Genomic DNA, 12,482 nt, shown 5'->3' with positions numbered 1-12,482 from the left:
CGCGCCCCGACGGGTAGGGCGCGCCACGGGCGTCGGGAGTGAACGCCCTATTTCTTCAGCACCGCATTGGCCTTGTCCGCTGCCTCCTTCAAGGCAGCCTCCGGCTCCGCGCTGCCGAGATAGATCTTCTGCATGGCATCCGAAGTGATTTGGGCGATCTCCTCCCAGCCGGGGATGACCGGCGCGAAGCGGGCGTCGGGCAGCAGCGCCGTGAACGCCGCAAGGTCGGCATTGTTGACGTAGTAGTCCATTTTCGCTTCTTCCTTGTTCACCGGCAGGAAGCCTTCGCCTTGCGTGAACTTGGCGCGCTGCTCCGTGGTGAACAGGAAGTCGAGCAGCTTCCAGGCCTCATCCTTGTTCTTGGAGTTCTTGAACATGATGATGGAATCGGTGACGCCATAGGTGCCGCGCGCGCCGGTCGGCCCGGCGGGAATCGCCGCCACGCCATATTTCAGGTTCGGCGCCTCGTCCTTGACCTGGTTGGACAGGAAGGGCGCGGTGATCATCATGCCGACCTTGCCCTGCTTGAACAGGTTCTGCACGTCCTCGCGGTTGTTCGAGGTGACGCCAGGCTCGGTCAGGCCTTCGTCGATCATCGACTTGTAGAGCTTGGCGGCTTCGAGCGCGCCCGGTGTGCTCAGGCCCGAGGTGCCGTCCTTGTTGAGGATCTCCGTGCCCTGGGACCACATCGCATAGTAGTAGTAAACGTCGGTCTCGATCTCCTTGCCTTGCAGGCCGAAGCCGAACGTGCCGGAGCCGAGCGCCTTGATCTTGCGGGCGTCCTCCTGCAGTTCGGTCCAGGTCGCCGGCGGCTGGGCGATGCCGGCCTTCTCGAACAATTCCTTGTTGTAATACAGGGCGCGCGCCGAAGCCGCGATCGGCAGGCCGTAGGTTTTGCCCTCCATGATCGACGGCGACAGGAAAGTGTCGATGAAGCGGCCCTTGAAGTCGGGCGTGATGTAGCTGTCGAGCGGTTCGGCGACATCCTGCTGGACGAAATCGATCAACCAGCGCGTTCCGATGATCGACAGGTCGGCATTGGTGCCGGCGGTGATGTCGGTGGTCAGCTTCTGCAAGAGAACTTCCCATGGCACGATCTCGAACTTGACGGTGATGCCCGGGTTGGCCGCCTCGAAATCCTTCTTGACGCTTTCGAAATAGGGGCCGGTCTTGGCGCTGTATTCGGCAACGGTGACGCGCACCTCACCGGCATCTGCCTGCGCGCCAAGCGCCAGCATGCTCATTCCGGCCATCAGGCCGACAGTCCATTTCCTCAGACTCATCTGCTCTCTCCCTTTGAAGTGCGCCTGCGCGCTCCCATGCTGTGAGGCAGCATAGGTTTATGTGACTTTCCTACATTATCCATCATTCTGCGCTTCGCAAGCAGATTAATCTGTTGCTAAATTACATTTCGGCGAATAGCCTCACAGCCCCAACCGGGATCAGGGAGGAGCGCGCGCGGTGGTTTCGAGAACCGAGTTCGAAGGCAAGACGGTCGTGGTGACGGGCGCCGGCGGCGGCCTCGGCTCGGCGATGGTGGCGCTGCTCAACGAGCGCGGCGCGCGGGTCGTCGGCTGCGATCGGTCGGACGAGGCCTTGGCCAGCCCGCACCTCGCCTCGCGCCACGTCTTCGACCTTCTCGACCGGGTCTCGCTGGAAGCCGCGATCGCTGCGATCCTCGACAAGGACGGCATTCCCGACATCCTCATCAACAATGCCGGCTGGACGCGCGCCGAGACGCTGCCGGCGTTGACCCCGGACAAGATCGAACACGAGCTAGACCTCAACCTGACCGGCGTGATGATGTTCGCCGACCCGCTGGTCAAGGCGATGGCCCGGCGCGGCTCGGGCAACGTCGTCTTCATCTCCTCGGTCAATGCCATCGCGCATTTCGGCAATCCGGCCTATGCCGCGGCCAAGGCCGGCATCAACGCCTATGCAAAGTCGATCGCGGTCGAACTCGGCCGCAGCGGCATACGCGCCAATGTCGTCTGCCCGGGATCGATCCGCACCGCGGCCTGGGATCATCGCCTGGCCAAGGACCCGGAAATCCTCGGCAGACTGCAGCGGCTCTATCCGCTCGGCCGCATCGTCAACGCCTCTGAAGTGGCTGAAGCCGTGGCCTTCCTTGCCTCCGACCGCGCATCGGGCGTAACAGGCGTGGTGATGCCGGTGGACGCCGGGCTGACCGCCGGCTGCCTGCCCTTCATCGACGACATTTTGGGAGCGTGACCATGACCGATGTCCAGTTTCGCAACCTGTCGAAATCGTTCGGGCACCACAAGATCCTCGAGGACATCAACCTCGAGATCAACAGCGGCGAGTTCGTCGTCCTGGTCGGCCCTTCCGGCTGCGGCAAGTCGACCTTGCTGCGCATGCTGGCCGGGCTGGAGCCAATCACGTCCGGCGATCTCATCATCGGCGGCCTGCGCGCCAACGACTTGCCGCCGCAGCAGCGCAACATCGCCATGGTCTTCCAGTCCTACGCGCTGTTCCCGCATCTGAAGGCGTCGGACAATATCGGCTTCGGCCCAAAAATCCGCGGCGAGACCCGCGCGGCGATCGACGACAAGGTCAAGAAGGCGTCCGGCATCCTCAACCTGTTCTCCTATCTCGACCGTTACCCCCGAGAATTGTCGGGCGGCCAGCGCCAGCGCGTCGCCATGGGCCGCGCCATCGTGCGCGAGCCTTCGGTGTTCTTGTTCGACGAGCCCTTGTCCAACCTCGACGCGCAATTGCGCGTGCAGATGCGCACCGAGATCAAGGCGCTGCACCAGCGGCTGAAATCGACGATCGTCTACGTCACCCACGACCAGATCGAGGCCATGACCATGGCCGACCGTATCGTGGTGATGAATCTCGGCCGGATCCAGCAGGTCGGGGCGCCGCTGGAACTCTATGACCGACCGGCCAACAAATTCGTCGCCAGCTTCATCGGTTCGCCCTCGATGAGCTTTGTTTCCGGCGCCCTCAAGGGGTCTGCGACAAAGGCCTGGTTCGAGACATCAGGTGGCGGCCGCCTGGCGCTGGCCGGCAAGGCCGTGCCGGCGGGCAGCACTGTGGAAGCCGGCATCCGCCCCGAACATTTCGTCGTCGGCGGCGCCGACGATGCGATGGCCATCGATGTCGACGTGGTTGAGCCGACCGGCGCCGAAACCCATGTCTACGGCGCGATAGGTCCCGACACGGTGCGGGCCGTGTTCCGCGACCGGCTGCAGATCCGGCCCGGCGACCGCTTGCCGGTCTCAGTCGATCCCGCCAACATCCATCTGTTCGACAAGACGACGGGCCTGCCCCTGTGAGAACTCCGATATGAAGACGCCGGCCGACATCATCACGCGGCTGCAGCTGATGTCGCAGGACGGCACCAAGTCGGACCGCCGGCTGGCCGGCCTCGTGCTCTCCGATCTCGACTTCGCCTCCAAGGCGGCGATTTCGGAGATCGCCGCGCGCGTCGGCGTCAGCGAGCCGACGGTAACCCGCTTCTGCCGCAACCTCGGCTGCGAAGGCTTGCGCGACTTCAAATTCTATCTGGCGCAGGCCATCGCCATTGGCGCCCAGTATTTGTCGCCGGAACCGCTGAACCGCGACGTTCGCGAGCAGCGCATCGCCTCGGCCATCACCGAGGCGGCGATATCGGCCATGCAGCGCGCCAGCGAGAACCTCGACATGAAGGCGCTGGTCGGCGTCGCAGCGCGCATCGCCAGTTCGGGCAATGTGCTGTGCATCGGTTCCGGCGGCATTTCCTCGATGATGGCGACCGAGATGCAGAACCGGTTGTTCCGGCTCGGCCTGTCGGCGCTGGCGCAGGTCGACGGCCAGCTGCAGCGCATGTACGCGGCGGTCGCCACGCCCGAGACGACTGTGGTTGCCTTCTCGGTGTCGGGCTACGCGCGTTCGGTCATCGAGGCCGTGCAGGTCGCGCAGCAATATGGCGCCGTCACCGTCGCCATCACCGCACCGGATTCGGCGCTGTCCAAGGCAGCCGACACGGTGATCCATTTCCAGCCGCTCGAGGACGGCAACATCTACAAGCCGACATCCTCGCGCTACGCGCTGATGGCGATCGTCGACATGATCGCCACGTCGGTTGCCGAAACGCGCGGACCGAAAGTCCTGGAAAACCTGCGCCGCATCAAGCAGAGCGTCAACACGCTGAAGGTCGATGACCCGCGTTTGCCGCTGGGCGATTGAGAGACCTTTTGTTCCCCGCTTCTATGGGGGGCCAAATGAGTTTGTTTCGCCGCAAAATGCGCCAATCCAGGAACGTCGGCGCTGCCCCTCATCCACCTGCCGGCACCTTCTCCCCGTGAACGGGGAGAAGCCCGCTGACCGCGACCTTGGCGTCCATTCTGCAACGCTGGTAGTTGGCGAAACCATCTGTGACGGCGTCTTTCTCCCCGTCACTATACGGGGAGAAATGCCTGGCAGGGCAATGAGGGGCAGCGCGATCCGACGCGACTAGTGGCCATCCAACGCCTCGATGCTTCTCGTAAGCACCGCAGGATCGCCAAGGACTCGCAGCGTCTTCAGCCGCGCCGCGCCGCCGGCAACCACCGACACAGCCGACGCCGGCACGCCCAGCGCCTTGGCGAGCAGCTTCTCAAGTGCCGCATTGGCGGCACCATTCTCCGGCACGGCGCGCACGCGAGCCTTCAAATGGCTGCGCCCGTCGGCAGCTGTCTCGATACCTTCGAGCCTGTCCAGCGCCGCCTTTGGCGTCAGCCGGACGAACAGGTCTACGCCGTCGTCACGCAGGCGAAACGGCGTAGCCATCGAATGGCTGGCTCAGACGACCAACGACAGTACGGTGGTGAGCAGGAACTGGCGGAGGAAGAAAATGAGCAACAGCAGAATGATCGGCGAGATGTCGATGCCGCCGAGATCCGGGATGAACCGGCGGATCGGCCGCAGCGCCGGCTCGGTCAGCCGATAGAGCGTGTTGCCGATGGTGCCGACGAACTGGTTGCGCGAGTTGACGACGTTGAAGGCGTAGAGCCAGGAAAAGATCGCCGAGGCGATGATGATCCACCAGTAGATGTCAAGCGCCATGACGATGGTTTGAATAAGGGCGATCATGCCGGTCTCCAATTGTTGCCGACATGTAGCCATTGCACGCCGAACCGGCAAGAGCCGGCTTCCGCCACATGCCGAACCAAAGTCTGAAACGAGGTCATTTGCGCAAAACGCCGCCTTGACAGGAAACCGCTGCCTTCGATAAATGCGCCATCCGTTGGACGGGGCTGTAGCTCAGCTGGGAGAGCGCGTCGTTCGCAATGACGAGGTCAGGAGTTCGATCCTCCTCAGCTCCACCATCGGATCAATCACCGAAATGAACCCACGACCATCGATCGGCTCGAATTTCAGATGGCGGCAAGATGTCTGCCGCCGAAATCCCTGAGCACCAGTCTCGCTGTCGCGTCGCCGACCCTTCTGGTCGAGTACGGAATGTCCCGATCGCGGCGGACGAAGCGCTCCCGGCGCCTGGCGAGATCGGGCACCGGTACGGGTTCGATCAAGTGCATGGTTCGTGCACGCCAATCTCGCGCCCCTCGCTGCAGAACGTCTGAACGCCGTGTGAGGTATGTCATAGTTTATTGCTGCGCGCAGGTATTATTGGCACGGTCACATGTTTCGCCATGTGGGAGAAAGTGATGCCTTATTCACCAAGCGATGTGCGTGCTTATCTGGATAGCTATGGCGGTCTTTTGGGAACCCGCGTTGAGATGGTTGAGACGGACAGCCAATGCTTTGTGCGGGTAATCGAGGACGAAGAGGAACGCACCTACTCATTCGAGCCGGGATCCTTCGCCCTGGCCTTCGCTGAGCGCCAGAGAGTGCGCCTTAAGCTGCCCGAAATCGCGCGCCCTTTAACGCAGCCCAGATATCGTGGCCCTGGCCGTGTCAATGCTAATTCCGGCGTATCGGACCAGGCGTCCTCAGGCCACCCGGACATAGCTCGTCATTCCCGATTTCTGGTGCTCGATGATGTGGCAGTGCAGTAGCCAGTCGCCTTGGTTGTCGGCGACGAAGCCGAGCTGAACCTTCTCGTTGGGCTGGATGAGATAGGTGTCGGAGATCATCGGCTGCACCGGGCGCGTCGAGGACGACAGCACCTTGAAGCTCATGCCGTGCAGATGGATCGGATGCGATTGCGGCGTCAGGTTTTCCATGTCGATGACATAGCTTTTGCCGAGCTTCAATTCGGCCAGCGGCGCGGTCGGATCGGACGTATCGCCTGGCCACGGCACCTTGTTGATCGCCCAGAAACTGTAGCCGAGCGAGCCGCAGATGCCGTCGCTCGGCACGTTTTCCGCCGTAGCACTGAGCGACAATGAAATGTGCTCGGCAGCGGCGAGATCGACTTGCTGGACCGGATTGATCTCCAGCGGTGCAAGGTCGCGAAGGTCGCGTTTGAGAGAAGTTCCAACGGCACGCAGCGTCGCCAGGATTTTGGGCTTGGTGCCCCTGACGTCTCCCAGGCTGACGACTGCCCCTTCATCGTCGGGCATGCGAATGGCGAGCTCCAGCCGCTGTCCGGGTCCGAGCTGCAAGGCATCGGGCGCAAAGCGCTGCGGCACCGGATTGCCGTCAAGCGCGATCACCGTCGCTTCGGCGCCCTCGACGCGAAAAGCATAGACACGCGTGACGTCGGTGATGGCGGCTCTGAGCCGCACCAACCCTCCGGCCGGCGCGTCAAATTGCGGCTGGTCGAGCCAGTTGGCGGTGCGCACCGTGCCGTAGGTGCCGGATCTTGCCGCATCGCGCGGCCGGAATTGGTCGATGAACTGGCCGTCGTCGCCGAGGCGCCAGTCGCGCAGATTGATCACCACCTCGGCATCGAATTTCGGATCGTTCGGGTTCTCCACGACGATCACGCCGGTCAGTCCGTGGCCCATCTGCTCAAGCGTGTTGCAGTGCGGATGATACCAGAAGGTGCCGGCATCGGGCGGCGTGAAGGCGTAGTCGAAATGATCGCCGGTATAGACGTAGGGCTGCACCAGGAACGGCACGCCGTCCATCTTGTTGGGAACGCGAATGCCATGCCAGTGGATCGTCGTCGGATCGTCGATGGCGTTGACCAGCCGGGCGGCGAAGGTCTCGCCTTTTTTCATCCTGATCACCGGCGGCATGCCGGCGTCGCCATAGGTCAGCACATTTTTGGTCTGGCCGACATCCATCAGCTTCGCCTGGATCCGGGCCGTCTTCAGCAGCACCGGCTCGGGCGTGGCCGCGGCCCAGCTGCCCCATTTGCCCACGGCAGAGAGCCCGACGCCACCAGCGCCGGCAATCGCGGCAGTTCTCAAGAGTTTGCGACGTGTGAGGACCGTCATATGCGCTCCAACTGAAAGGCCTCGAGGGCCGTGCACCCACATGGCATGAGCGACGAACCGGCGCCAATACCGATACATGGGATCGCGGTGGCACCGTTTGACCTAAACTCATGAGGCCAATCAAGTCACAATCGCCTGACCGAAAGGGTTGGATATCGGCTCGCCTATCTGGAGACGGCCGTTGCCTTTTGATGGCGTTGGCGCGCATAGGCCACGCAGGCGTCCACAGTGCTGACGCAGAGTGCATCGCGGCTGTTCGGCAAATTGTTGTCGCCCGCATAGGCAACCTCGGCGACGCGGCCGTCGACCATGCGAATTTGCGTGTTGCAATAGCCGCCGGGTGCAACGTTGACCGACCCGCCGACTGCGGGGATCGCGCCCACGGCGAGCGTCGGAACAACGACGCTGAGATTGCCACGCTGCACGACACGCTGATAGGTCCAGATCCGGCCCGATCCGCCGGCGTCGGCGGTAGCGGTGGGAAAGCCGGCGCACATGCGGACGTCGGCCTCGCTGAGACCGACCATCTCCTTGCGCGCCGCTGCGGTTGTCGCGTCTACCTTGGCGAGACCTGACGTATCGTCGGGGACCACGCAGGAAGACAAGATGCCGGCCGTGAGAACTGGAAGGGCAAGCGTTCGGATGCGGAAAGATATCATGCCGACTGTCGGATTTGCGTGCAGCCCCCCAGCGCCCTTTTGCTAGCTAGGCAATCAGGCGATCGAGTCAACCCGACCGCGTTCACGAAAACTTCAGACGGCCACGAGATGCCCGCCACCGACATCCGTTAGAGCCAAACGCGGCGGAGTCTCACCGATCCGTCGCGTCGAGCTCGGGATTTCCCGGTCGAGGCGCGCGAAGCGCTCCCTTCGCCGCGTGGGATCGGGCACCGGCACGGCCTCGATCAGGCGCTTCGTGTAGGGATGGCGTGGGTTGGAAAACACCTGGTCGCGGGTGCCCATCTCGACGATCTGGCCGAGATACATGACGGCGACACGCTCGGAAATGTTCTCGACCACCGCCATGTCATGCGAAATGAACAGATAGGCGACGCCGAATTCGCGCTGCAATTCCTTCAACAGGTCGAGCACACGCGCCTGCACCGAGACGTCGAGCGCCGACACACTTTCATCGGCGATGATCAGCTTCGGCCGCAAGGCAAGCGCCCGCGCAATGCAGATGCGCTGGCGCTGACCGCCGGAAAATTCGTGCGGATAGAGCTCCATCTGGTCGGCCGACAGGCCGACGCGCTCGAACAACGCCGCCACACGCTCTCTACGTTCTTCTCTCGACCCGATGCCATGGATCAGCAGTGGCTCGGCGACGAGGTCGCCGACGCGCATGCGCGGATCGAGCGAGGCGTAGGGGTCCTGAAAAATCATCTGCACGTCGCGGCGCACCGCTTTGCGCTCGTCGCGGCCGAGCCCCGACAGATTACGCCCGCCGATGGCGATGTCGCCGCTATAAGGCACCAGCCCGGCCAGTGCTTTGGCGGTGGTGGACTTGCCGCAGCCGGATTCGCCGACCAGCGCCAGCGTCTCGTTCGGCGCGATCGAAAAGCTGACGCCTTCGACGGCGTGGACGCGCCGGTCGACCCTGCCGAAGAAGCCGCCACGCAGGTCGAAGCGGACATGCAAATCATTGACATCGGCGACATTAGCCGGCTTTGCCGCTTCGGTGGCATCCTTGGATTCCTGACGGCCGGCACCGGTGCCGATGCGCGGCACGGCGGCCAGCAGTTCGCGCGTGTAGTCGGCCTGTGGCCTGGCGAAAATGTCGGTCGCCGCACCCTCTTCGACCATGCGGCCATGCCGCATGACGATGACGCGGTCCGCCATTTCGGCGACCACCCCCATGTCGTGGGTGATCAGGATGACGCTGGTGCCGTGCTCGCACTGCAAATCGCGTAGCAGTTCCAGCACCTCGCCTTGCACGGTGACGTCGAGCGCCGTCGTCGGTTCGTCGGCGATCAGCACGTCCGGTTCCAGCGCCAGCGCCATGGCGATCATCACGCGCTGGCGCATGCCGCCCGACAGTTCGTGCGGAAACTGCTTTAGCCGGCTTTCGGCTTCGGAGATGCGCACCGCCTTCAGCGCTTCGACGGCGCGCCGCTGCGCTTGCGCCTGGGAGAGGCCGGTATGCGCCTCGATGGATTCGGTCAGTTGCCGGCCGATCGACAGCACCGGGTTGAGCGAAGTCATCGGCTCCTGGAAGATCATCGCGATGCGGTCGCCGCGAATGCGCTGCATCTGCCGCTCGCTGAGCCCCGCCAGATCGGTCTCACCAAGCCGGATGGCGCCCGATGAGATCCGACCGGCAGGCTGCGGCAGCAGCTGCATGATCGCCAGCGCCGTCATCGATTTGCCGGAGCCGGACTCGCCGGCAATGCAAAGCGTCTCGCCGCGCTGAAGCCTGAAGGAAAGGTCGGACACCACCTCCCGCTCGCCGTCCTCGCCACGCACGGAGACGCACAGGCCGGCAATGTCCAGCACCGGCCGGGCTGCGATCGATCCGACCGGGGCGGCAGCCCCGGCCGGTTTATTGGCGGCACGTGCGTTCATTCGAATACGCAGCGCGGGAAGTAGAACGACACGACCCAGTTCGGCATGTCGACGACTTCCGATATGCGAAGATCGCCGCAGACCGAGGCAAGCATATAGGCCTCGACCGGGTCGAGCTTGTAGCGGCTGGCCAGCAGGTCAACCATCTGCGAGACAGCCTCTTTCGCCCCGGTCATCAGGTCCGGGCCGATGCCGGTCGTCACCTCATAGCCCTTGGCGTCGAGATGACGCGTCACCGGGCCAGGCGTGGTGAAGCGCGGCGTCTTCAGCCGCGCATCCTTCACCAGGTCGAGCTTCAGCACGACATCCATCGGGCTTTCGATCGCCGTGCCGCAGACCTCGCCATCACCTTGCGCAGCATGGGTGTCGCCGACCGAGAACAGCGCGCCCGCCACCTCCACCGGCAAATAGAGCGTTGTGCCGGCGGCGAGGTCGCGTATGTCGAGATTGCCGCCGACGCGCCTTGGCGGCACCACCGAGTGAAGGCCCTTCTCGGCCGGTGCATTGCCGATGGTGCCGGCAAAGGGTTTTAGCGGCACGCGCGCGTTTTTGCCGAACAACGCCGGCTCGAGCGAGGTGGCGTCGTATGTCCAGATGTTCAGCGCCGGCTCCTTGAAGTCGTCGGCGAGCAAGCCGAAGCCGGGGATGTTCGCCGTCCAGCCGAAGCCGGACGGTTTGAACATTTCGATCGTCACCTTCAGCGCGTCACCCGGCTCGGCCCCTTCGACGAAGATCGGCCCGGTCACCGGGTTGACCCTGGCGAAGTCGAGCTTGGCGATGTCGGCAGTCGTGCTGTCGGCCTGAAGTTGGCCGCCCCCGGCGTCCAGACACTGGAACTCGATGGTCGAGCCGGGCGCCACCCGCTCGGCCGGGGCAAAGGAATTGTCCCAGCCGAAATGGTGGTGGCGCCCGTGGATGGTGTAGTCGCAGTTATTGCACATCTTTTACGTACACATTGTCGTAGTTGATCGGGATATGGACCGGGTCGACATAGAGGTTGTCGGCGCCGCCCATGCGGGGCGACTTCATGGTGAAGCGCTGCTCGTTGAACACCGGCGCCCAGGGTGCATCCTCCATGATCTTGTCGTAGATCGAGCTCCACATCTTGTCGCGTTCCGCCGCCTTGGCCGGGTCGACTACGGAGTCGGCCTCCGCCGCCTTGGCGTCGAGATCCTTGTTGCAGTACCACGACCAGTTCCAGCCGCCGGGCACGGCGCCCGCGCAGCCGAGGATCGGTCCGTAGAAGTTCGACGGATCGGGGAAGTCGGCGATCCAGGCCATGCCGCCCGACCAGATCATCGGCGCGCCGGCCTTGTCGCCGCCTGCGGCAATGACGTTGGCCTGCGCCAGTGACTGGATGCTGGCCTTGATGCCGACCGCCGCCAAATCCTGCTGGATCGCCTGGGCGATGCGCGGGTTAGGATCGGTGTTCATCGCGAACAATTGCGTCTCGAAGCCGTCGGGATGGCCGGCTTCGGCAAGCAGCGCCTTGGCCTTGGCGACATCGTAGGCATAGCCCTTGAAGTCCTTGTCGTAGCCCGGCATCGACGGCGGCAGCGGCTGGTTGGCCGGCACGGCGCGGTTGTTGATCAGCTGGACGATGCGCTCCTTGTTGATCGCCATGTTGACCGCCTGCCGCACCTTCACATTGTCAAAGGGCGCCATGGTGGTGTTCATGGTGACATAGCCGGTGTGCAGCTGCCCGCCCACCACGACACGGGCCTTTTGCTCGGGATCGGCCATCACCTCCTGGAACTTGGCCGGCGGGATGCCGTCGCCGGGCACGTCGATCTCGCCCTTCTGCAGGCGCAGCAGCGCAACGATCGGCTCCTGGCCGATCTCGAAGGTGATCTTGTCGAGATGCGGCAGACCCTTGTGCCAGTAATCCGGATTGCGCTCGAACACGATGCGCTGGCCGAGCGTCCATTCGGCGAGCTTGAAAGCACCGGTACCGACCGGGTGCTTGCCGAAATCGGCGCCGTATTTCTCGACCTCTTCCTTCGGCACCACATGCGAGAAGTTGATCGCCATGACATGCAGGAAGGTGGCGTCGGGACGGGTCAGCTCGAACTTGACCGTGTAGGGGTCGACGACGGTGACGCCCGCCAGGCTCTCAGCCTTGCCGGCGGCGACGTCGTCATAGCCCTTGATCGAGCCGAAGAAGCCGGCGCCGGGGCTCTGCGTCTTCGGATTGGTGACGCGGTCAATCGAGTACTTGACGTCGTCGGCCGTCATCTCGCGGCCATTGTGGAACTTCACCCCGTGGCGCAGCTTGAAGGTGAAGGTCTTGCCGTCGGGCGAGATCTCGTAGCTTTCGGCGAGGTCGGGTTTCAGGTTGGTGGTGCCTGGCTCATAGTCCATCAGCCCGTCGAACAGGCTCTTGATCATCGACCAGTTCTGCCAGTCATAGCCGATCGCCGGATCGAGCGTGGCGACGTCGTCCTTGTAGGTGATGGTGATCGCGCCGCCCTGCTTGGCGTTCGGATCGACGGCGTCCTCGGCGCGTGCGCTTGCCATGCCGAGCATCAGCGCCAGCGCCGATGCCGCTACTGTGGGTGCCAAAAATCGCTTCATTGACGGTTCCCTT

At 63.6% G+C, this 12,482-nt stretch carries 12 protein-coding genes and 1 tRNA gene; 4 read left to right on the top strand and 9 right to left on the bottom strand.

What is annotated here, in order from left to right; all coding sequences use genetic code 11:
- Positions 1-47: 47 nt before the first annotated feature.
- Positions 48-1,283: an ABC transporter substrate-binding protein gene (locus tag ACFX5Q_RS13730; protein ID WP_404278618.1), complete on the bottom strand. Its 1,236-nt coding sequence runs from the start codon at positions 1,281-1,283 to the stop codon at positions 48-50.
- Between the two features lie 250 nt (positions 1,284-1,533).
- Here ACFX5Q_RS13730 and ACFX5Q_RS13725 point away from each other — a divergent pair, with 250 nt between their 5' ends.
- The 3 genes from ACFX5Q_RS13725 to ACFX5Q_RS13715 are packed head-to-tail and all read left to right on the top strand — an operon-like array spanning position 1,534 to position 4,194.
- Positions 1,534-2,232, top strand: a complete 699-nt coding sequence (locus ACFX5Q_RS13725) for an SDR family NAD(P)-dependent oxidoreductase (RefSeq protein WP_404278775.1) — start codon at positions 1,534-1,536, stop codon at positions 2,230-2,232.
- A gap of 2 nt (positions 2,233-2,234) precedes the next feature.
- Positions 2,235-3,302, top strand: a complete 1,068-nt coding sequence (locus tag ACFX5Q_RS13720) for an ABC transporter ATP-binding protein (RefSeq protein ID WP_404278616.1) — start codon at positions 2,235-2,237, stop codon at positions 3,300-3,302.
- A 10-nt stretch (positions 3,303-3,312) separates the two neighbouring features.
- Entirely contained in the window at positions 3,313-4,194 is an 882-nt protein-coding gene (locus tag ACFX5Q_RS13715) for a MurR/RpiR family transcriptional regulator (RefSeq protein ID WP_404278614.1), read from the top strand.
- 267 nt (positions 4,195-4,461) lie between these two features.
- Here ACFX5Q_RS13715 and ACFX5Q_RS13710 read toward each other — a convergent pair whose 3' ends face one another.
- Together ACFX5Q_RS13710 and ACFX5Q_RS13705 are read right to left on the bottom strand one after the other, a co-directional pair.
- A complete protein-coding gene (locus ACFX5Q_RS13710) occupies positions 4,462-4,776 on the bottom strand; it encodes a DUF167 family protein (RefSeq protein WP_404278612.1) in 315 nt (104 codons plus the stop codon).
- A 12-nt stretch (positions 4,777-4,788) separates the two neighbouring features.
- Entirely contained in the window at positions 4,789-5,079 is a 291-nt protein-coding gene (locus ACFX5Q_RS13705) for a YggT family protein (protein WP_006201184.1), read from the bottom strand.
- A gap of 160 nt (positions 5,080-5,239) precedes the next feature.
- Between ACFX5Q_RS13705 and ACFX5Q_RS13700 the strand changes: the two genes are divergently transcribed.
- Positions 5,240-5,315, top strand: a tRNA-Ala gene (locus ACFX5Q_RS13700).
- A gap of 48 nt (positions 5,316-5,363) precedes the next feature.
- Here the strand turns inward: ACFX5Q_RS13700 and ACFX5Q_RS13695 are convergent.
- From ACFX5Q_RS13695 to ACFX5Q_RS13670, 6 genes are all read right to left on the bottom strand, one after another.
- Positions 5,364-5,519, bottom strand: coding sequence for a hypothetical protein (locus ACFX5Q_RS13695; protein ID WP_404278610.1), 156 nt, complete (start codon positions 5,517-5,519; stop codon positions 5,364-5,366).
- A 420-nt stretch (positions 5,520-5,939) separates the two neighbouring features.
- Positions 5,940-7,334 carry a multicopper oxidase family protein gene (locus ACFX5Q_RS13690; protein ID WP_404278607.1) on the bottom strand — a complete coding sequence of 465 codons (1,395 nt, stop codon included), beginning with the start codon at positions 7,332-7,334 and terminating at the stop codon, positions 5,940-5,942.
- Positions 7,335-7,498: 164 nt separating this feature from the next.
- Positions 7,499-7,993: a hypothetical protein gene (locus ACFX5Q_RS13685; protein ID WP_404278605.1), complete on the bottom strand. Its 495-nt coding sequence runs from the start codon at positions 7,991-7,993 to the stop codon at positions 7,499-7,501.
- 93 nt (positions 7,994-8,086) lie between these two features.
- Complete coding sequence (locus tag ACFX5Q_RS13680) at positions 8,087-9,895, bottom strand: ABC transporter ATP-binding protein (RefSeq protein ID WP_404278603.1); 1,809 nt, start codon at positions 9,893-9,895, stop codon at positions 8,087-8,089.
- Positions 9,892-10,836, bottom strand: a complete 945-nt coding sequence (locus ACFX5Q_RS13675; RefSeq protein WP_404278601.1) for an acetamidase/formamidase family protein — start codon at positions 10,834-10,836, stop codon at positions 9,892-9,894. Before ACFX5Q_RS13675 ends, ACFX5Q_RS13680 begins: the two co-directional genes overlap by 4 nt.
- Positions 10,826-12,469, bottom strand: a complete 1,644-nt coding sequence (locus ACFX5Q_RS13670) for an ABC transporter substrate-binding protein (RefSeq protein WP_404278598.1) — start codon at positions 12,467-12,469, stop codon at positions 10,826-10,828. Before ACFX5Q_RS13670 ends, ACFX5Q_RS13675 begins: the two co-directional genes overlap by 11 nt.
- Positions 12,470-12,482 lie beyond the last annotated feature (13 nt).

This window comes from Mesorhizobium sp. IMUNJ 23033, from assembly GCF_044778005.1.
Classification (GTDB): domain Bacteria; phylum Pseudomonadota; class Alphaproteobacteria; order Rhizobiales; family Rhizobiaceae; genus Mesorhizobium; species Mesorhizobium amorphae_A.
Note: the sequence above shows the minus strand (reverse complement) of the source record. Positions and strands in the feature narration are given on the sequence as shown.